The sequence below is a fragment of the Chitinophaga tropicalis genome (assembly GCF_009758205.1).
Taxonomy (GTDB): Bacteria; Bacteroidota; Bacteroidia; order Chitinophagales; family Chitinophagaceae; genus Chitinophaga; species Chitinophaga tropicalis.
Map to the genome: position 1 here is coordinate 14,158 of NZ_WRXN01000009.1, position 21,463 is coordinate 35,620.

Genomic DNA, 21,463 nt, shown 5'->3' on the forward strand with positions numbered 1-21,463 from the left:
GTATCTTAAAAAATTATCTTCTAATTATTCATCTTACTGGGGCTAACTCCAAACTTCTTTCTGAAAGCATTGCTGAAATGCTGTATAGAAGAGAATCCCAGCTTGTCCGCAATCTCTGTCATCGATTCCTGCTGTGTAAGGATCAGCTTCCTGGCATGTTCCATTCTATGATCATTCAGGTATCCGAACACTGTATTACTGAAAACATGTTTAAACCCATTCTTCAGCTTGAATTCATTCAGACCCGCCATTCTTGACAACTGCTGTAACGAGGGAGGCTCGTGCATATGCGTGATCAGCAGGTCTCTTGCATGATAGATCTTCTCCTTATCTGTAGCAGAAAGAGTGAATACTTCTGTTTTCAGCTCTTCAAACCGTTCATGCTGCTCACATTGCAATGCCAGCATTTCCAGGACCTTTGACTGAAGATATAACTTCTTGACACCGCCGTTAAACGGACATAGCCTTATCTCATCCAGTATCATCATCATCCGCGCCGTAATAGGATGATTACTTTTCCTGTTCAGCAGTATCGCTCTGTTTCCCGCCACCATATTCGCCATATTCTCCAGCACACGGCCGTTATTTATGGTCATCTCCAGGAAACGTTCCTTTGAGATACTAAGCGTTACCATTTCCAGTCCGCTTTGCTTCATCACATCAATATACTCTCCTTTATGAGGAGTATACATCAGGTTATGCTCCAGCGAAATGAAACGGCGTTTGCCCTTCAGGCTGTATACACCATCCACGCTGGTTTCAAAGTGGCCATGTATCAGGAAAAGCAGGGAAACAAAAGGCTGGTACTCATCCACCTCAACATGCAGGTTCTGAAAGGTGTTAGCGGCGCCAAATGCTATATGATATCCGTCAAAATAAAACTCACGGAAAGAAGCGTTCCCGAAATCAAAATTAAGGTCCTGTACCTCTTCAATAAGAGATCCGGACTGGACCTTTTCTATCGGAAACGGAAAGTCTTCTTTCAGCAAAATCTCACTTGCATCATTAGTGATCTGGAATGCCATAAAAAATCCTTTAAATATAAATTTTAATCCCTCTCGTGCAACAGCTATCCGGGCAAAGTAAAACAACTTTGCACAAAAATATTCCTAAATCTCTAATATATAAGTCATGGTCGGAATATTCCGGACAAATATAAGTACCCAACTGGATAAGAATAGCGTGATAGAGGCTATCTATACAAACTTTAACGTCAGTACATGCAGCATAGATATGGAAGATTGTGACAAAGTATTAAGAATCGTAGCACAACAGGCCCCTATAGAAGAAAAACTGGTGATCAGTTTTTTACAACAGATGGGGTATCAATGCGATATACTCGATTAGTTAAAAATTTCTAAAATTTCTTCTACCCTTTTTTAGGGGTAGCCTTTTTTACCTGCGTCATATTAGGGAACAAAAAAACAGGTATCCTCAAACTGCCTGCACAATAAAACTTACAAGATCCTGATATGAAGACAAGGTTAATTATGCTGCTCTCCCTTTGCCTGCTTTTGCTGCGGGAGCAACATGCCAATGCACAACAACGATATACTGTTAGCGGTTATGTAAAAGACCAGCAGAACGGTGAAAGCCTGATAGGCATCTCCGTTTCCAAAGCGGGCACCAGCCTGGGTACTGTAACAAACGAATATGGTTTCTACTCTCTGACGCTCCCTGCAGGAGAACATGATATCCAGTTCTCCTATATTGGATATGCACCTATGAAAATGCATGTCTCCCTGAAAGGCAATAAAACGCTGGACATAAAGCTGGAGAAATCCAGCAGCCAGCTCAGCACTGTTACCGTAAGAGGCGATAAACAGGAAAAGGCTGTAAATACACTGACCACCAGCATCAACAGGCTGGACATTGCACAGCTGAAAAAGATGCCTACTTTCATGGGTGAGGTAGACGTGCTCCGTTCTATCCAGACACTGCCTGGCGTAAATACCGTAGGTGAAGGCGCCAGCGGCTTCAACGTACGCGGTGGCGCTGCCGACGAGAACCTCATCCTGCTGGATGAAGCGCCGGTTTACAACTCCACCCATATGCTTGGATTCTTCTCTGTATTCAATCCTGATGCCGTTAAAAACATCAATCTCATTAAAGGTGGTTTTCCGGCTGAATACGGCGGTCGTACATCTTCTGTACTGGATATACGCATGAAGGACGGAAACAACCAGAAATTCAACGCAAACGGCGGTATTGGCAATATCTTCAGCCGCCTGTCCCTGGAAGGTCCTATTCAGAAAGATCAGTCCTCCTTTATCATAGCAGGCCGCCGTTCCTATGTGGACGTGCTCATGAAACCTTTCCTGAAAGGCGATATGAAAGATACCAAGTTGTATTTCTACGACCTCACGGGTAAAGTGAACTTCAAACTGAATAAGAACAATAACCTGTTCATAAGCGGCTACATGGGAAGGGACGTATTCGGTTTCGGCACACAGGTGAATATGAACTGGGGTAACAAAACAGCCACTGTACGCTGGAACCACGTGTTCAACAACCGCTTGTTCATGAACCTCACCACCCTTTACAGCAACTACGATTACAGCCTGGATTTCAGCAACAGCTCTGAAAAAGGAGCAGGAGAAGATGAGCAGGCATACAGCTGGACCTCCCATATCATCAACTATGGGGTAAAACCAGCTTTCACTTACTATATCAACGCACATAACAGCCTGCACTTCGGTGTACAGGGTCTCTACTACACTTTCAAACCCGGTAAAGGCACAGGAACGGAAGCCGGAGAAGTTTCAGTAAAGGAAATGACACAACAGCACGGTCTTGAAGCAGCGGCATACCTGGACCACGAATGGAAACCCAGCAGCCGCTTTGGAGTACAGTATGGCGTAAGGTTCTCCGCTTACCAGTTCCTTGGAAAAGGCACTGCTTACTACTACAACGATACAACACCTGGTATCCGCAGGAGGCTGATTGGCACGAAAGAATATGGTGCCGGCGATCTTATCAAGGCATACAATTACCTTGAGCCCAGGATCACTGCCCGCTATGCGCTGAACGACAACCACGCACTGAAAGCGTCTTACGCACGCACCACCCAGTACATGCACCAGTTGTCAAACACAGCCTCTCCTACTCCGCTGGATATCTGGACACCCAGCACCAACAACATCAAGCCACAGGTGGCCGACCAGTACACTGTAGGATATGTATATGATGCCCCATCCGGTACATACGAGATCTCTGCAGAGGCTTTCTATAAGAATATGGAAAACCAGCTGGATTACATCGATAATGCTAACCTGCAGCTGAACCAGCTCATAGAAGCAGACCTGCTGCCTTCACACAGCCGCTCCTACGGCCTGGAACTGATGGCAAAGAAAGAAGTAGGCGCTACCACAGGCTGGATCAGCTATACACTGTCCCGCTCTGAAAGACAGACAGAAGGTATCAGCCTGAATGAATGGTTCCTGAACCGTTACGACCGCACACATAACCTGAACCTCGTGGTAACACACGACTTCACCAAACGCACCTCTCTTTCCGCCAACTGGGTATATGCATCAGGTACACCAGCTACGTATGCAGATAGCCGCCTGGAATTCCAGGACTGGGATATTCCATACAACAGCACTGAAAAACGTAACAACTACAGGCTGCCAGCCTTCCATAGACTGGACCTCTCTTTCACACTGAAAGGCAAACAACTGAAACGCTGGAAAGGTGAATGGGTATTCTCATTGTACAATGTGTATGCACGCAGAAATGCCTACACCGTCTACTTCAGGCAGAACGAGGATGATAAGAACAAGAAAGAAGCTGTACGCCTCTCTATCATTGGTTCCATCATTCCTGGTATTACTTACAACTTCAAATTCTAACCATCCTAAAAACAATACAGATGAAAACATTACGACTTGGAATACTTATAGCGATGGTTACAGGGTTCACTGCCTGTGAAGATGTAGTGGACCTCAATGTAGCAAAAGGAACATCTTATCCTGTACTGGACGCATGGATCACCAACGAACCCGGTGTACAGGTAATAAAATTCACCCAGTCATTACCATATACAGACCAGGCGCCGGCGCCCATTATAAACGATGCAGTTATCACCCTTTATGATGAAACGGCAGGTACCTCATATCCTTTCGTCTTTAAGGATACCGCTTATGTGTATGACCCGGGAGATAGCCAGACCATTGGCGTGATCGGACATGCCTACCGTCTGAAAGTGGAATATAAAACAGAGGTTTTTGAGGCGATAGATACTATCAAAAGGATCACTCCTATAGATTCCATCTCATACAAGTATAAAACCAAAGACGAGAACCTGGTGCCTGAAGATGGTTACTTTGCCAAGTTCCATGCAAAGGACATAGCTGGCGGAGTTGACTACTACTGGATCCGTTCTTACAGGAATACTATCTATAACAGGGTAAATGACGATTTTTCTGTTGATGGATATTTTGACCAGAGCGTTGACGATGGCGCTTCATTCGTTTTGCCGCTGCAGGAATCTATCACAGAATACGACAAGCCTTTCCAGAAAGGCGAGACGGTAATAGTGAAACTGCGCTCGCTCACCTACGGAAGCCACTTCTTCCTGACCCAGGTAAAACAACAGCTTGAAGATGGCGGACTTTTCGCCAAAGTGCTTGAAAACGTAAGATGTAACGCTGTTAACGTAACGCCGGGTGGCGGCAAATCCAAAATACTGGGCTGGTTCGGTACCTCCGCAGTAAGCAGTAAGCAGAGAGTAATAGAGTAACACAACTTCTACTATACAGCCTGGCTAAAAGCAGATCTTTTAGCCAGGCCCTTTCCAACAATCTTTACAAAACATTTTTTATGAAAAAGCTTTTACTAGCGCTGCTGGTGCTTGCCGCACAGCAGGCCTGGGCTCAGCATGGCACACCCGAAACCTTATTCGGTTCCGGTAAGCCCAAATCAATTGGCGGCTATGGCATGGCAACAACCAAATTCACCTCTATTGACGATAACCTTGGTGTAATAGTTGGCGCACAAGGCGGGGTATTCCTGAACAAAAAATGGATGCTGGGCGTTGCCGGTTATGCACTTGCTAACAATATCTCCATGCCGGTGGTAAATACAGGCGCCTATAAAGAATACCTGAATTTCTGGTACACGGGCCTGGTAGCAGAATATGTACACAATTCAGACAAGCTGGTGCACTGGAATGTAGGTACCTTGATCGGTGGTGGAGGCGTAGGCAGAAGAAGCAAGTGGCATGATGATTTCGATGACGAGGATTTTTCTGACGGCAGCGGTCTCTTCATAGCAGAGCCCTTCGCCAACCTGGAACTGAATATCACCAAATTCCTCCGCCTGGATATCGGCGCTTCCTACAGATACATCCAGGGAAGCAGTACCGTAGGCATTACAGATGGCAAACTTAGCGGCCCATCCTTACAGGTAGGCCTCAAAGCCGGCAAATTCTGATCATTCTCTCTCCTTCTGGCTGTCAGCCTGATTGCTTGAAAGTCAAGTAATCAGGCTGACGGCTTTTTATCCCCGCTCAACCTTTCCAATAACCACTCCTCCCCCTCTTTCATTAATTTTTCCCTTTAAATTTTGCAATTACGAAAACTATCGTACATTTGTTTACGAAAGTATTCGTAGTAAATAATCGTTGAATAAAATGAGTGCCTCCAAGAACATAAAGCCTACAGAAAGTGAACTGGAAATACTGGGAGTATTATGGGAGAAAGGTGCAGGAACTGTAAGGGAAGTGCATGAAATACTGGAGAAAAGTAAAGACGCCGGCTATACAACCACTCTCAAGCTGATGCAGATCATGCATGAGAAAGGGTTGCTTAAAAGGGATACCAGCAGTAAGACACACGTGTATGAAGCTGCCATTTCGAAAGAAAATACCCGGCAGCAATTACTGAATAAGATGATAGATACTGTGTTTAACGGATCAGCTTCACAGCTGGTGTTGCAGGCATTGGGAAATCACCGTTCTTCACAGGAAGAGCTGGACAAGATCAAACAATACCTGGATCAGATCGAACAACAACAGAAAAAATAACCTGTGCCCGGCGCACATAATTTTACTATCATGATTGCACAACTCCCTTTCACGGCAGATCTTGTGCCTGCTTTCGGCTGGGCGCTCCTTCACTCTTTCTGGCAGGCGTTCTTCATATTTGCATGTCTTAGGCTGGTGCTGCTGATATGGCCACAGGCAAGCTCCGGGATTAAATATAACCTCTCTTACATTTCACTTACAGGCATCTTTACCTGGTTTACCGTAACACTGGTACAACAGATACAGGCTATCAGGAAAGTTAAGGAAGCCGCACAGATGATGATAGAAACAGGCGTCAGGCAAACTGTACCCGTACAGGTACCTGTCATCTACCACAGCCAGGAAGAACTGACCGGGCTGTTCCCGAATCTTGAAATGTGGTTTCCTGTAGTTGTGGCTATCTATGTTGCAGGCGTTACAGTCATGACCATTAAACTGATCATGGACCTGTTACAGCTGCAGCAGATCAAACAAAAACAGGTACTGGCAATTGATCCCGTATGGGAAAGACATCTGGAGAAACTGGCAGCCCAACTCCGCATTCCCAGGAAGATAAAACTGCTCATTTCACAGCATATCGAAGTACCGGTGATGATAGGTTTTCTTAAACCTGTTATCCTCATGCCCATAGCCATGTTCAATAACCTGACGGCAGAACAGCTGGAAGCCATCCTGCTGCATGAACTGGCACACACTAAACGCAACGATTATCTACTGAATATTTTCCAATCCATTGTTGAAACCATTCTCTTCTTCAACCCCTTTGTATGGTGGATCTCTAAAAACATCCGCCTTGAAAGGGAACACTGTTGCGACGACCTTGTAATAGCAAGTAAGGTGCAACCCCTGCATTATGCCAAAGCCCTTGTAGCATTGGAAGAATACCGGTTAACAGTCAATGCCCTGGCAATGGCGGCTGCAGACAACAAACAACACTTGTTTCACCGCATCAAACGCATTATGGAAATGAAAACGAAAAATATTAACTATACACAGAAACTGCTGGCCGTTATGATCATTGCTGTTGGATTAGTATCCATAGCATGGCTCAATCCTTCTTCCGCCAATAAGGAAGAAAGGAAAGAAACGCCCCGCAAAACTACACATGCAGTGATCATCAACCCGGTAGCTCCTGCTATTACTACTCCGGTAATTATCCATGCACTGAAAACAGCACAGAAATACCTGGATACTGTACCTGCCTCTACAGAAGCAGCAAGAAAAGCCAAACTGGAGGCAGAAAAACAGGCTCAAGCCAGCATAGAAGCGGCAAAAGCCGGCATGGAAGCAGCCAACGAAGCAATGAAGAATATTGACTGGAATGAGATCAATAAAGAAGTCAATAACGCCATGAAAAACATTGACTGGAACCAGATCAACAAGCATGTGGAAGAGGCTATGAAAAATATAGACTGGAATAAGATCAACGAAGAAGTTAAAAACAGTCTCAAGGATACTGATACTAATATTGATCCCAAAGTAATAGAAGAAAGTGTGCGTGCAGGCATGGAAAGTGCAAGAGCTGCCATGTCTTCCGAAGCTGTCAAAAAAAGTATAGATGAGGCCCGCAACGCAATGAACAGTAAAGAATATAAAGAAGCCATGGCAAATGCCAAGAGGGAAATGGACAGAGCACAGGCTGAAGTAAGGCGCGCGCAGGCTGAAGTAAGAGAACAACAGATCAACATACAGAAAAACCAGGTCATCCTGCAACAGAACCATCAGGCAGCTGTCAGAGCAGACCACGCAAGAAAGCTTAACGATGAAAAATATCATACCCTGATCGACAAAATGGCGGCAGATAAACTGATCAATGTTGATGAAGGATATACCATCGAAAATAAAGACGGCGTTCTTAAGATCAATGGTGTAGAACAACCGGCAGAAGTACAGAAAAAATATGCAGGCTTCATTAAGAGTACAAGCACTCTCTACATCCAGGGTAAAAAAGATATTCTGAACATCACAGTCAACGAAAAATAAATATTGCCTTTTTTCCGTCATTCTATGCGCTACTGCCGTTCATCAGCAGTAGCGCTTTTTTATTGAAACTTCCACTTATCTTTAGTACTTAAACCTCAAATCATCATGAGATCTTACTGCGCAATAGCAGCCCTGTTCCTGTCCATGCAGGTATATGCACAGGACATAACAGTCTTAAAGAACAATGTGGCCACATCTGTCAAAAACCAGGCGCTCACAGGTACCTGCTGGTGCTTTTCCACAACATCCATGATAGAATCGGAATGCCTGCGCAAAGGGCAACCCTCTCTCGACCTGTCAGAAATGTTCACAGTACGCAATATCTACATAGAGAAAGCGGAAAATTACATTCACCGCCAGGGGTACGCCCGTTTCGATGAAGGTGGCCTGGGGCATGATGTACTTCATTCCGTTTCCACTTACGGTATTATTCCCGAAAGTATCTACAATGGGCTTAAAGATGGCCGCACTTCGCATGATCATACCGAAATGATAGCTGCGCTCAAAACTTACCTGGATAATGTCCTGAAGCAAAAAAGGCCTATTCCTGATAACTGGAAAGCAGGTTTTACAGCTATTCTCGACAAATACCTGGGAGCTCCGCCCTCTAAATTCACCTGGCAGGGAAAAATATATACGCCACAGACCTTTGCAAAAGAAGTCGTGAAATTTAATCCTGATGATTATGTAAGTCTTACTTCCTTTACAGATCATCCTTTCTATAGCTCTTTTGTAGTCGAAGTGCCCGATAATTTCTCCAATGGCGCGTACTATAATATTCCACTGAATGAAATGATCAGTATTACAAAAAATGCTGTTCAGAAAGGATATACTGTACTATGGGATACAGATGTAAGTAACCGGGGATGGATGGTAGGTAAAGGATACGCATTACGCCCCGCTTACGACTCACTCACCAAAGGCAACGCTATCAATCCTGACCTTGAAGAGAAGAAATATTCACAGGAAGAACGGCAGCAATTGTATGAAGAGCTGATCACTGAGGATGACCATCTCATGCATATCACCGGCTTTGCAAAGAGCAAACAAGGTAAAGAGTTCTTTATAGTGAAGAACTCCTATGGCAGTGGTTCCGGTCCTTTTGCAGGATTTGTGCGCGTATCAGTGCCTTATTTTGCTATTAACACTATCACCATTATAGTGCCTAAAGCCGCGCTGGATAAATCACTCAGCACCAAATTGTCATTAACAGACAAGCAGGAACAAAGAGAGGGTGTATCAAAGAATTGACACACCCTCTTTATATATAGATAGAGTATAGAAGCAACCTGTTAACGGGCAACCTCAAACGTTGTATAATGTTGTAACGGACCGACTGTGATCAGTAACTCTGCCACTTTTGCCAGGGGAGGCCCCTGTCTGCACCAGGCTATAAAAGCCTCCATTTTATTCTCCTCCGCTTCTGCTGCTATCCAGACATTACCATCCGGCAAATTCCTTACCTCTCCTTTAATTCCAAGCTCTTCTGCAGCACTTTTAGTGCTGGCCCTGAAGAATACTCCCTGCACCTTTCCTTTCACCACGATCTCTTTATGTATCTTTTCCATATGCGCGATGTAATAATAGATGAGTAAAGTACATTACCTACCAAAACTACAAACAGCGCCCGGGAAAGAAAAATTAATCTCTGACGCAGCTATTACAGTTCAGAATTTTAAAAAACTAAACCGGTACACTGCAAAATATAATTCAGCGCAATTTATCTCTTCTGAATCCCGGGGGTTAACAGATATGGACTCAGACCGGTAATAATATTTCTCTTACGCGGCGTAATTGAAAAGTGTTCTTTCCTGCTGAACAGCTTCATCTCCAAAAGTAAATTCCTTCACAGGCTCATAATGCCCGCCCGTTGCAGGTTTACGCAGCAGCATGAAGCTTTTGCACTGGAAGCTGCGCACAAATACCTGGTTATGGAAATGATCATACACCTGGTTAAATTCCGGCGTACTGATTGCCCTGGCTAATGTAATATGTGGTTTGAATGATGCAGGTTTTATATCAAACTCCTGCAGGATCTTCCTGTGCAGTTCTTCAAGCGGCTTGGGATTCGCAACATTGATATATATAGTACGCTTATCCGGACCATGCTCAAAATGATCAAATTTAGAAGTATAAAGCGTAAAACCGGATTGCTTCCTGGCTATATTATCCAGCAGGCTGACAAAATCTTCCTGGAACCTTTCAGGGAATACAGAACGGAAAAGACTGATATGCGCCCTGGAAAAACGACTGCCATAGATACCCAGTTCCTGTGCTATCAGCTTTTTTAATGCTGTTACATCATTGGTAATACTGGTACTGGGACTTACTACCAGCAGGTAATCATATAATGTTTCCTGTTCGAATGCAATGTTGTTATTTGTTTGCATAACCAAGTAAGTTTTAAACTTAAAAGTGTATTGGTTATTTGACTATTGACATTACAAATATACAAACTTTATTCAGAAATACTAATTTATTTAGCAAATATTACTAACTTTTTTAACGGCCGGCATTTTTACATACAAAAAGGCCACTGTCCTGCATTTCAGACAGTGGCCTTTCATTTATTTGCTAATAATTTACGCAAGACTCTTTACGATAGCAACAAAATCAGCTGCTACCAGGGACGCGCCTCCGATCAATCCACCGTCCACATCTGGGCAGGCAAACAATTCACCGGCATTGGAAGGTTTTGCGCTGCCGCCATACTGAATAGTAGTACGTAAAGCCGCTTCCCTGCCATATTTGGCAGCTATCTGCGACCTGATATAAGCGTGCATGTCCTGTGCCTGTGCAGCGCTGGCAGTCAGACCGGTACCAATAGCCCAGATAGGCTCATAAGCAATCACTACGTTCTTCAACTGCTCTTCAGTAAGATGGAACAGGCTTTCTTCCAGTTGTTTTGCAACATATTCATTCTGGGTTTCTGCTTTCCTTACTTCCAGCGGCTCTCCGCAGCAAAAGATCGGCTTCAGGCCATTAGCTAACGCGAGATCTATCTTCTTTGCCAGTATAGCATTGCTTTCCTGGAAATATTCCCTTCTTTCAGAGTGGCCCAGTATCACATAATCTACTCCGATAGACTGTAACATCTCTGCAGATACTTCACCTGTATATGCGCCCGATTTTTCAGATGCACAGTTCTGGGCTGCTACATAAAAACCAGGATTGTTCTTCAGTAATGCCTTTGCCTTTAACAGGTAAGGAAACGGAGTTGCAACCACAACTTCCTGTCCGTCCTGTAAACGCAGACCAGCCTGCAGAATGTCATTGATCAGTTGTTCTGCCTGCGCCAGGGTCAGGTTCATTTTCCAGTTGCCGGCAACGATTTTCTTTCTCATGTTATTCGCTATATTAATTTTTAACGTCTGTATACAAATGTTTTATACCGATTCAAAAACTGTTTTAAGCAGGCTGGCCTCCGCTTCTCCCAGCTCCTGTCCTTTAAACCTCATCCATACGGCGGCATCCTTCAACGCCTCGTCCAGCCGGTACGGCTCAAGTACGTTTGCTCCTCCCCAGGAAAAAGAAGGGACGAACTTTGGCGGGAAATCGCCCCCAAAGATATTGCAGGAAACGCCTATTACAGTGCCTGTATTCAGGATGGTCCCCACCCCGCAGCGGCTATAATCCCCCATCAGCACTCCACACTTCTGTCCTGCCGGCCGGGTTTCTTTTAATGCCTCTATCCAGATCCTCACGGCACTGCCATTGTTCTTCAGGTTGGAACAGGTAGTATTGGCGCCCAGGTTACACCATTCTCCCAGCACAGCATCTCCCAGGTAACCGTCATGTCCTTTATTGGAATACCCGAACATCACCACATTCTTGATCTCGCCTCCTCCCACACTATATGGACCCAGCGTTGTAGCTCCGTACACCCTGGTTCCCATTTTCAGCACTGCCTTCTGGCCCAGGGCCAGCGGCCCCCGTACCAGGCATCCTTCCATGACCTCCGCTTCCTTACCTATATATATTGGCCCCGTCGCGGCATTTAAGATACTATGCTCTACAACAGCGCCTTCTTCTATAAAAATGTTCTCAGGCGCCGTAACCCGGTTGCTTGCGGGAATCGGTGCAGAAATCCTACCCGCAGTCAGCAGCTTAAAATCATCCCGTATAGCCTGGTCATTCCATAGAAAGATCTCCCAGGGCATACTCAGTATCTTCACAGGTCCCTCATACCCCACTTTCTCTCCTGCTTCCTCCGGGTCCGTTCCTTCTACCGCCTTTGCCAGAAGATAGTCGTCCTTGTAGAGCGACTGCCCAACCTTCAGTTCCCTGACAGCTTCCGTCAGTGTGGCATCAGGCAGTAAATGACCACTGATCAGCACGTTCACGGCTGGCTCACCAGGATTGTAAAGCGGGTATTTTTGTTGTAAATGAGTAACTGTAAGATAGCTGGTACCGGCATTCAGCCAGCGCTCCCATTTTTCCCGGATGGTAAGAATGCCTGTACGGCACGCTGCAACCGGTCTTGTATGGGTGAAGGGATATAACAAGTCTCGCGCGGGTGTGTCGAAAAGAATGTAATTCCGCTTCATAAGGGGATAAAAATAAAAAATCCCATCGAAAATGCCGATGGGATTCCTGAAAATTATTTCGAAAGGTAGATTATTTCTTACCGTAACGTTTGTTGAATTTGTCGATACGACCTGCTGTATCCACCAACACGTTCTTACCAGTGTAGAAAGGGTGAGAAGTATTGGAAATTTCCAGCTTGATTAACGGATACTCATTACCATCTTCCCACTTCAGGGTTTCTTTGGAAGGAGCGGTAGAACGGCTTAAGAAAGTATGTCCGTTAGACATATCTTTGAATATTACAAATCTGTAATTTTCCGGATGGATTCCCTGTTTCATCTGAATATTAATTTTCTTTTTGTTACCAGATGCAACCCTGCATATTCATTCCTCTTGTGCATGATGAATGCCATGCCTGGTTTCATACCAATATATTTAATACAGGCTGCAAAGGTAAGAATTAATTTCTAAACCAACGCCTGTATCTTAAAATATTTTTTAGCTCTTCATATTTACGTACTGCAGGGGTATTCCCAGGTTAGCTTCCTTGGTTTTCTGGATAACTTCCTGCAAATCATCAATTTTCTTACCGGTCACACGTACAATATCATCCATAATGGCAGCCTGTACCTTAATACCGGAGTCTTTTATGAGCTTCACGATCTTCTTGGCATCCTCCTGCTTAATACCATTCCTTACCGGGATCTCCTTTTTCACCACTTTTCCACTCTGGTAAGGTTCCTTGCTCAGATCATAGATATTGGCATCCAATCCCTGCCGCATAGTACGGCTGATCAGTACATCTATCACCTGCGTCAGCTTCATGTCACTCTCTACCTCCACATTCAGGGCCAGGTCCTTTTTATTCAATTCCATATTCACATGTGAATCCTTGAAATCGAACCGGTTGGTAATTTCTTTTTTTACGGTATTCACCGCATTATCAAGTGTTTGTGTGTCCACTTTGCTAACAATATCAAAGGATGGCATGATCTGTTATTTTTTATGATTAGGACAGCAAATTTAGTGAATAGTACGGAGTAATAAAAAACCCCGGGACCATACCCGGGGTGGGTTGCCGCGATTGCTCCGGCAACAGGTCACTTTTACAAGCGACCAACAACTAAAATCAATCTATTTTGATCACCTTTGCCTGGCCAGATGAAGACTGGTTAATGCTGGGAGATCCTTTATAACGTACAGTTCCTGATCCGGAAACGCTGACAGCCAGCTTCTTCTCTGCATTTACGTCCAGCCTGCCGCTGCCGGAAATGTCAATATCCACATCGCTTGACTGCAGTTCCAGCGCCTCTACATGACCGGAACCGGAAATATCATAATCTACTGCTGCAATAGCCCCTTTCAGATTCAGACGGGTAGAACCGGATAACTCTACCTTCAGCTTGGAAGCATTGATGTCCAGGTCTACAATGGTACTGCCGCTGAAAGAAAAAGCCACATTGCCTCCTTTTAATGCTCCCTTACCATAGAATCCGCCGCTACCGCTTGAAGTCAGTCTCTCTACTTCATCCATGGTAACATAGATATTAATGCTCTTCGTTGGGCGGACATCATATCCTCTCTTTGTATGGATATCCAACGTATTACCATTTACTTCTGTAACGATATAAGGCAGAATATTGTCATCCGCTTCTACTTTTATGTCATGTCCGCTACCCTGCTGTATATATACGTTATATGAGCCCGACGTACTGATGCTTTTGAACGATCCTGCTGTACGTGCTTCCTGTTTAATATTCCCGTTTCCTTTTATTTTTTCATTAAAACCGGCCACTGTAAAGGCAGAGAATATGAACAAAGAAAGGGCTAATGATACCCCGAGGTACCAACTCATACGTTGTGTTTTCATAAAAGAGGATTTTGCTGTTAGTTTAAATAAGATATTTCTGATGGGTTTAAAAATCAGTTACCGCCAAGGTTTACGTCACTGTACACACCACGTACATTGATCTCCGGCGACCGCTCATCGCCTCCGGTGGTAATGGCAGAATATGATAACGAAGAGTTCTTTTTGATATTGCTGACTGTCTTCATACTAAGCTCGCCCGTACGCACACTGCCATTTGTCAGCTGCACCCTGATCTGCACCGGAAGACGCAATGGCACTCCCAACTTCACATCAGAATAGGTCAGGTCCATATCTGCACCCTTAAAACCGTTGGTCAATGTCTTTACAGAAAAATTCCCATACGTCATCCGGGCACTGGCCGTTGTCTGTAATTCTGCAATACGAAAATCTGTATAGTTGCATCTGGCAGTTACAGATCCGGCTTTAGTAACATTGTATTCATCATAATTGGCCGCTACTGATAAGCTACCAACTGTGCCTATTGTAAAATCACTGTAGTTAGATCTTATGGTAAGTGAAGTGATGGCATCACTTTTTACATTGGAATAATTAGCTTTTATAGTCACAGATTCCGCCTTTCCTATCCATCCTTTATCACAGTAATTCATATTCAGCTCAAGCGGTTGCTGCGCTTCCTTTATATCATAGCTGCAATAGTTCATTTTGATCCAGGCAGGGAAAGAAAGCACATCTGTGATCACATCTCCGAAATTATTATCAAGCTCAAGCCCTTCCATTTTCTCAGGAACGAAAAGCTCATAATCAATATTCACATAGTCTTTTGAATTCTTCTTGCTGCCCCAGGAAAACCACCTGTTACCGGAAGACGTATTGTAATTGGTGCGCAGCACTATATCATCTCCCGGTGTTTCTGCACCTATCTCTACCATTTTGGTGATAGCCTGCGCTTCTTCAACGCTCTTACCAAAGCCGGTAATAACTATCACTGCTTTCACCTGGTTCTTCCTCCAGGTATGCACAACAACCTTACCATACTTGTTTGTTACGCTTAACTTTGTTGAGCTGCCTGCATTGAACTCTTTTACGATAGTCTGCTTAAATTCACTATCTCCCTTTTTGCCGAAAGCCAGTATAGGAAACAACAATAATAACAGTATCTTAAATCTCTCTTTCATATTCAGATTGCTTTTGTCTAACGGGCTGTTTGGTTCTCAGCTCGTCTAATATTTTGTCCAGTAGGTCAAGTTTTAGCTGGTAATAACGTACCATAGCTGCTTTGATGCGTTCATTACCCGGATTCTGTATCAGCTCAGCCTCCAGGAGCTGGTATGTATCATTACGCAGCTCAAGTTCTTTTCTTGCGGCACTATCCAGTCCCAATACAGAAGCAGGATAAACCCTGATAGCTTCCAGCCGCTGCTCTATCTGCGTAGTGTAATACATGCTGGCTTCCTGCAGCTCCGGTGATATGTTCTTCAATGACTGCGCCTTTTTCATTTGCAGGAATTGAATGATCATCACACTGTTCACTACCAATACCAGTATGGCTGCTGCTTTTAACCAGTGACGCCCCAGCATCTGTATCACCTTGTTCTTTTTCGGTGGATGCAGCTCCTTTTCCAGCTGCGTCCACAGCCCCGGAGGGGGGCCTTCTTCTTCAAAGGCAGAACGGTGTTGCCTGATAAAATCTTCTAAACTCTTTTCCGGCATCAGCGTATTGCATTTTTTTGTTTAACGATCTGTCTCACTTTGTCCTTTGCCCGCATATATTGTGTTTTAACTGTAGACTCTGAAATATCCAGCATTGCTGCTATCTCCTTGTGTGAATACTCCTCAAATATGTACAGGTTGAGCACAGTACGGTAACCATGCGGCAACACATGTATCGCATCCCTGATAGCTGCCACCGTCCAGGCAAAACTGTCCTCATCCACGGCGCCATCCTCATCTCCCACATCTATATTATCCACTTCTTCAAAATATACTTTCTTTTTTCTCAGGTGGCTCAGACAATGATTCACCACTATCCTCTTGATCCAGGCGGTAACACTGCCCGCATTCTCCAACCGTTCTATATTCCTGAATACCTGCATAAACGCCTCCTGCAAAGTATCCTCCGCATCAGCCGTATTCCCTGTCATACGCAGGCAGATGTTGTACATTGCCGCAGAATAGGCGTTATACAGTTCACGGAATGCGTGCACATCTCCCTTTTTACACCGGGACACCAGGTGGTCTGTTATGGTTGTATTGTTCAAGTTGTTGGCTAATGCTTGCATTATAAAGACATTATTTCAGGAAAAAGTTGCACAGAGAAAAACTTTTTTTGGGGCAAAGGCCTATCTGGCTATCTATACGACTGATTTACAAATAATTGAGAATTAAAAAAAGGACGCAACCTGAGAACAGGTCACGTCCCTTCCATCCTTATATATACCTAAAAAATAGGTCATATATCAGTTGCCGTCCTTCACACGGCTTTGTTCATCCTCCAGACCGGTCTTGCGGGTACGTGCTGCCTTGATGTTGGTGTTACCGAAACGGTAAGTGAAGGATAATCTTACCTGACGGCTTTCCCATTTACTGTTCACGGCAGTTGTACGTCCTGCATTCTCAAATGTGCCACGGAAACGCTGAACATTAAAGACGTCATTCACATTCAGTTTCAGACTGCCTTTTTTCTTCAGCACCTGTTTTGACACACCGAAGTCCATAGCATACATGGGCTTCATTCTGAATAAACCCTCTTCTGCGATCTGGGGAGACATATAGAAGAAGCTAAGCTCTGTTGTAATACCCTTGGGCAATGTAAATGTCTGCTGGGTACGTCCCATAAACCCGCCTCCGGAAACAGTCACTAACCGGTTATCAGCCATTGTCTGGAACCTGTTGTAGTAGCCGGAAAGGTAAGTAAAGCTGTTCCACCATTTAGTGATCTGAAAGGGAAAAGACACGTTCAGGTTCACCAGGTCTGATTTTGCTACGTTCAGGTATTTATAGCGCAGAATGGTAGTATCGCCTGTCACCGGGTCTTTATCAGCCTCTATTATCTGGGTGATCTTGTCTTTGGTATGCGTATAGCCTACAGAGGTGGTGAGGAACTGCTTAAAAGTATGCGTCAGCTCTATACTGTTGGAGTAAGACGGCTTCAGGTAAGGATTGCCCGCAGCAATGGTATACTTGTCCAGGTAGTACTCGAACGGATTCAGATCTTCATAGCTTGGTCTCTGTAAACGGCGGCTGTATGAAATTCCCAGTACATGATCTTTTGAAGCATTGTAGCTTACAAATATGCTGGGAAACAGGTTAAAGTAAGTGGTATCTGTTACCTGATTCCTGGTCACCGAATTTCCTTTCACATTACTCTGCTCTCCACGCAGGCCCAGTTGCAGACCCAGCTTCTTATACTGCTTGTGGAAGTTGATATATGCAGCGTTGACATTCTCTTTGTAGATAAAATGATTAGATCTGTTCGTGTCATAGATCCAGTTGCTGTGACGCAGTGAATCATAACGCACATCACTGTTTGTCTCAACAAAGCTCAGTTTGAAACCTGCTTCCAACTTTGCCTGGTTACGCAGCGGATGTACATAGTCTGCTTTCACGGTCTTAATATCGATAGTATTAGGCTGGTTGTTACGGATAGTATCTCCGCGCATATAATCCTTACCAATGGCATCCCACATGGTTGAGTAGATCTGAATGTTGTTCCTGTCAACATTACGTGCATAGTCAAGGTCTACATTCAGCTCTTTCCCTGTAGTATCCAGTATGGCTTTATAGTTGATGTTATACGCGTACCTTTTCCAGTTACCGTTACTGACAGTCTTCGTTCTCAGGGTGGAATCCACTGATTCCCTGTCACCAATAAGGGTTATAGAATTAGCTGGTCTTTCTTTTGGCATACGCGCTACGTCTGCCATTATACCTATAGTATGGTTCTTATTGATGAAATAATCCACACCTACTTTTGCACCCTGGTAATCGCTTTTCCAGGAACTGGTATTATGCTGGTCGTATATTGTGTAATTATCACCTATCATACCGGAACGGTACACGCCAAGGTTCTGGCGGTTTTCCCGGTGATTATAGTTATAGGAACCATACAGGTTGAACTTCTCATTCCTGTGGTTCAGGTTTAGCGCTCCGCTCCATTTGGGCGTCAGTCCATAGGCGCCTCCAATAGTAACACTACCGTTGGTACCTACTGTTCTGTTTTTCTTCAGTTTGATGTTGATGATCCCGGCGTTGCCCGCTGCGTCATATTTGGCGGAAGGATTGGTAATCAGTTCTATCTGCTCAATATTACTACTGGGCATACTTTTTAGCAGCTGGGCAACATCCTGGGAACTCATATTGGTTAGCTTGCCATCTATCATGATAACAACGCCGTTTTTTCCTTTCAGGGTAATATTATCGTCTTTATCTATTGAAATACCGGGCGATTTCTCCAGCACTTCCATAGCAGTACCACCGGCGCCTACTATACTGTTCTCAACGTTCACCACCATTTTATCTACCCTTTGTTCAATAAATGGCTTCTTGCCGGTCACATTTACTTCTTTCAGGCTCCTGGTATCGGCAGCAAGTGTCAGCGCTGCCAGGTTAAGCGGGCCATTTCCCTTTACTTCAAAAGGTTTGCTGTAAGCTTTTGTCATGCTTACATAAGTGGCCGCTACCAGGTATTTACCCTGTTTGATCTGTTCAAATTCATACTGACCATTAATATCAGCAATAGCTCCTTTTACCAGGGAGGAGTCCTGGGCTTTTAATAAAGTAACAGTGGCAAATTCCACAGGTTTATCACCTGCCTCTACCACTTTACCGGAAATTTTTACCGGGGGGGCGCTCTGCGCTTGGGTGCTTTCAACACCTAAAATCAGCATAAAGGAGGTCAACAATGTAGCAATAGTCTTCATATAAGGAGGATTTAAATTTATAATAATCTGTTTAAGAATCTCTAGTCAGCTAATAGAACCTTTACTAATACAGAACCTTTCTTAAACAACTACAGTGTAAAGGTAGGTATTGTGCATTGCATAGTACATAGTTTTACATAAGCGGTCACCAGGTAGGGATGATTGGTAAAAAGTTTATAGAAAGACGAGTGAGATATCTTTTTGTTGCAAAAAAATAAGGCGCTGCCATGTGGCAGCGCCTTAAACAGTTATATTATCAGCAATTTATTTCCAGTGAATGTTGTCCAGTATTTCCGGAAGGTAGGACTGCAGTTTCTCAAAAAATTCCCTTTCCTCCTTCCTGATATGGTTTTCAAGACTGTTGGCAAGCAGGTCCATAGCAGCTATCATATCTGTAGTGACGGTCAGGGCGCTGTACATGCGGGAAATATGCTGATGTTCCTGGATCAGTTCCCCTATCAGCTGATCTATTTCGGGGTGACGGCCGGTACATATCTCGAAAAGATATTCCTCTTTCTGGATATGTGGCACCATCACTTCCTGGAATACTTTTACAATGTATGCCAGTTTTGCTTCAGTTTCGAGGGGAAAGCCCTCAAAGGGAGCAGCATCTTTTTTCAGATAACGGCACACAAATAACAGTCGCTGGTGCTCTTTCGATAAGGGCACTAAAGTAGAATGACGTTGCATGATCAGGATACTGGTTTAACCGCTTTTTGCAATTTACGGCAATACCAGATCCATACAGCCCCGCCTATTACCATTAAAGAAGAGATGATCTCAGCCTGTGTGGGATGAAATCCGAAAATATCATATTTGGTGTTCACCCTGATCTTTTCAATGAAGAAACGTTCTACCCCGTTCAATACCAGGTAAATACCAAATATTGCGCCCGGTATGGTCACTTTTTTACGGATGCTCCATAATACGGCAAATAGTAAAAGGCAGGCAATGATCTCATATAACGGCGTAGGATAAACGGCTATGGGCAGTACATTACAGTACTTACCTCCACATCCTGCCATCTGTACTCCTTCATTGATCACGTTATGTGGATAACCGTATGCAAACATCCAGTCCGGCAGGAAGCTCAATGCGCCGGGTTTGGCAAAAGGCGCATGTGGAATATGCTCAAGGCTTCCATACTGCCGGGCAAAGAACTGCTCACTGGCTTTCACTACTTCCTGGAACTTTGAAGGGTCTGCCAGCTGTACATGGCCACTGGCATCTGTTATATAACTGCTGTTATAGATGCCCCAGTCGCCATCTCCTGAAAAATGACATCCCATACGGCCCAGGCCATAGGCCAGCATCAACCCCGGAGCCGCACTGTCTATAAGATGCAGTACATTGATCTTTTTGCTGTTGGCATAATATATAATGACGATAGATGCGAGGATCAGGCCACCATAGAATGTCAATCCGCTGAAGGACAGCAACGCACCAATGGGGTCTTTCACAAAATCGCCCCAGTTCTCCAGGTTATGGAATATCTTGGCCCCCAGCAAACCGGCAATAGCTGCCATTACTGTAAAGTCAGGCACACGCTGATGAGGCATTATAGTAATAGTCTTCTCTTCCGGTTTGGCTGATGCCTGCTTTTTCCCGGACGCATATTTCAGGTATCCTAAAACACCACCCAGGATAAGACCGCCCAGTAAATTTCCCCTGCCGGACATGATATATGATTGCAGGTCCTGTGAAGCATCCGCCCACTCAAAGGCTATTCCCAGTATCTTGAAACCGAGAAGAAATCCAAGCAGGGCATGTCCGAATACTTCGGTCATTGTTACCGGCTTGCCTACAATCACCTTTTCCGGGATACCGATCAAAAGCCCCATCCTCTCTCTCCTTTTAAGCTCGCTCGTTAACACGTAAGCAGCCGCCAGGAAAGCGATAGCCACAAAAAAACCAAATGTCTGGAAAAGTTTAAAGAAAGGGATCTCTACTCCTAATAGGTCCTTGAATGCGTAATATAAATTAGGATACATAGCCAAATAAAATTGGTGATCTGAATTTTCCTATGAACAAAGCCGAATTAGTCAAAAAGGAAAATCAAACCACCAAAGTAAGCTGTAAAAATTGCAAATTCCAAATCATAATTCCTTTTTCCACTTTATAATGCACAGATAATAATAAGGTAATAATATAAGTGCAGTAAAAAAAGGAATTATGATC

At 44.3% G+C, this 21,463-nt stretch carries 21 protein-coding genes; 7 read left to right on the top strand and 14 right to left on the bottom strand.

Translation table 11 applies throughout. The features are described 5' to 3' along the window. Positions 1-20 precede the first annotated feature (20 nt). Entirely contained in the window at positions 21-1,025 is a 1,005-nt protein-coding gene (locus tag GO493_RS19195) for a helix-turn-helix transcriptional regulator (protein WP_157307852.1), read from the bottom strand. Between the two features lie 106 nt (positions 1,026-1,131). On the opposite strand from GO493_RS19195, the gene GO493_RS19200 reads away from it, so the two are divergent. The 7 genes from GO493_RS19200 to GO493_RS19230 all read left to right on the top strand — a co-directional run bounded on the left by GO493_RS19200 (position 1,132) and on the right by GO493_RS19230 (position 9,259). Continuing rightward, complete coding sequence (locus GO493_RS19200) at positions 1,132-1,347, top strand: hypothetical protein (RefSeq protein ID WP_157307853.1); 216 nt, start codon at positions 1,132-1,134, stop codon at positions 1,345-1,347. A gap of 125 nt (positions 1,348-1,472) precedes the next feature. Continuing rightward, positions 1,473-3,851 (top strand): TonB-dependent receptor, encoded by a 2,379-nt coding sequence (locus tag GO493_RS19205; RefSeq protein WP_157307854.1) that lies wholly within the window; start codon positions 1,473-1,475, stop codon positions 3,849-3,851. Between the two features lie 20 nt (positions 3,852-3,871). Further along, entirely contained in the window at positions 3,872-4,741 is an 870-nt protein-coding gene (locus GO493_RS19210; protein ID WP_157307855.1) for a DUF4249 domain-containing protein, read from the top strand. An 80-nt stretch (positions 4,742-4,821) separates the two neighbouring features. Continuing rightward, the gene (locus tag GO493_RS19215) at positions 4,822-5,433 is read left to right on the top strand and encodes an outer membrane beta-barrel protein (RefSeq protein WP_157307856.1); all 612 of its coding nucleotides are present in this window, start codon (positions 4,822-4,824) and stop codon (positions 5,431-5,433) included. Positions 5,434-5,632: 199 nt separating this feature from the next. Beyond that, the gene (locus GO493_RS19220; protein ID WP_157307857.1) at positions 5,633-6,025 is read left to right on the top strand and encodes a BlaI/MecI/CopY family transcriptional regulator; all 393 of its coding nucleotides are present in this window, start codon (positions 5,633-5,635) and stop codon (positions 6,023-6,025) included. Positions 6,026-6,055: 30 nt separating this feature from the next. Continuing rightward, positions 6,056-8,008 (top strand): M56 family metallopeptidase, encoded by a 1,953-nt coding sequence (locus GO493_RS19225; RefSeq protein WP_157307858.1) that lies wholly within the window; start codon positions 6,056-6,058, stop codon positions 8,006-8,008. A gap of 105 nt (positions 8,009-8,113) precedes the next feature. After that, positions 8,114-9,259: a C1 family peptidase gene (locus GO493_RS19230; RefSeq protein WP_157307859.1), complete on the top strand. Its 1,146-nt coding sequence runs from the start codon at positions 8,114-8,116 to the stop codon at positions 9,257-9,259. 41 nt (positions 9,260-9,300) lie between these two features. Here the strand turns inward: GO493_RS19230 and GO493_RS19235 are convergent, their stop codons facing one another. The 13 genes from GO493_RS19235 to GO493_RS19295 form a co-directional block, all read right to left on the bottom strand. Further along, positions 9,301-9,576 (bottom strand): acylphosphatase, encoded by a 276-nt coding sequence (locus GO493_RS19235; protein WP_157307860.1) that lies wholly within the window; start codon positions 9,574-9,576, stop codon positions 9,301-9,303. A 213-nt stretch (positions 9,577-9,789) separates the two neighbouring features. Then, on the bottom strand, positions 9,790-10,398 hold the full coding sequence (locus GO493_RS19240; RefSeq protein ID WP_157307861.1) for a 2'-5' RNA ligase family protein: 609 nt from the start codon (positions 10,396-10,398) through the stop codon (positions 9,790-9,792). A 192-nt stretch (positions 10,399-10,590) separates the two neighbouring features. Beyond that, on the bottom strand, positions 10,591-11,352 hold the full coding sequence (tpiA, locus tag GO493_RS19245; protein WP_157307862.1) for a triose-phosphate isomerase: 762 nt from the start codon (positions 11,350-11,352) through the stop codon (positions 10,591-10,593). Positions 11,353-11,394: 42 nt separating this feature from the next. Then, positions 11,395-12,555, bottom strand: a complete 1,161-nt coding sequence (locus tag GO493_RS19250) for a putative sugar nucleotidyl transferase (protein ID WP_157307863.1) — start codon at positions 12,553-12,555, stop codon at positions 11,395-11,397. A gap of 70 nt (positions 12,556-12,625) precedes the next feature. Further along, positions 12,626-12,874 (bottom strand): type B 50S ribosomal protein L31, encoded by a 249-nt coding sequence (locus GO493_RS19255; RefSeq protein ID WP_157307864.1) that lies wholly within the window; start codon positions 12,872-12,874, stop codon positions 12,626-12,628. Between the two features lie 159 nt (positions 12,875-13,033). Beyond that, a complete protein-coding gene (locus tag GO493_RS19260; protein WP_157307865.1) occupies positions 13,034-13,525 on the bottom strand; it encodes a YajQ family cyclic di-GMP-binding protein in 492 nt (163 codons plus the stop codon). Positions 13,526-13,664: 139 nt separating this feature from the next. Further along, complete coding sequence (locus tag GO493_RS19265; protein ID WP_157307866.1) at positions 13,665-14,405, bottom strand: head GIN domain-containing protein; 741 nt, start codon at positions 14,403-14,405, stop codon at positions 13,665-13,667. Positions 14,406-14,458: 53 nt separating this feature from the next. Continuing rightward, positions 14,459-15,541 (bottom strand): hypothetical protein, encoded by a 1,083-nt coding sequence (locus GO493_RS19270; protein ID WP_157307867.1) that lies wholly within the window; start codon positions 15,539-15,541, stop codon positions 14,459-14,461. Next, complete coding sequence (locus GO493_RS19275) at positions 15,525-16,076, bottom strand: hypothetical protein (RefSeq protein WP_157307868.1); 552 nt, start codon at positions 16,074-16,076, stop codon at positions 15,525-15,527. The genes GO493_RS19270 and GO493_RS19275 overlap by 17 nt, the downstream gene beginning before the upstream one ends. After that, positions 16,076-16,645: an RNA polymerase sigma factor gene (locus GO493_RS19280; protein ID WP_157307869.1), complete on the bottom strand. Its 570-nt coding sequence runs from the start codon at positions 16,643-16,645 to the stop codon at positions 16,076-16,078. Before GO493_RS19280 ends, GO493_RS19275 begins: the two co-directional genes overlap by 1 nt. A 177-nt stretch (positions 16,646-16,822) precedes the next feature. Further along, positions 16,823-19,285 carry a TonB-dependent receptor gene (locus GO493_RS19285; protein WP_157307870.1) on the bottom strand — a complete coding sequence of 821 codons (2,463 nt, stop codon included), beginning with the start codon at positions 19,283-19,285 and terminating at the stop codon, positions 16,823-16,825. A gap of 264 nt (positions 19,286-19,549) precedes the next feature. After that, positions 19,550-19,975 carry a hemerythrin domain-containing protein gene (locus tag GO493_RS19290; RefSeq protein WP_157307871.1) on the bottom strand — a complete coding sequence of 142 codons (426 nt, stop codon included), beginning with the start codon at positions 19,973-19,975 and terminating at the stop codon, positions 19,550-19,552. Between the two features lie 2 nt (positions 19,976-19,977). Further along, the gene (locus GO493_RS19295; RefSeq protein WP_157307872.1) at positions 19,978-21,276 is read right to left on the bottom strand and encodes a prolipoprotein diacylglyceryl transferase; all 1,299 of its coding nucleotides are present in this window, start codon (positions 21,274-21,276) and stop codon (positions 19,978-19,980) included. Between the last annotated feature and the right edge of the window lie 187 nt (positions 21,277-21,463).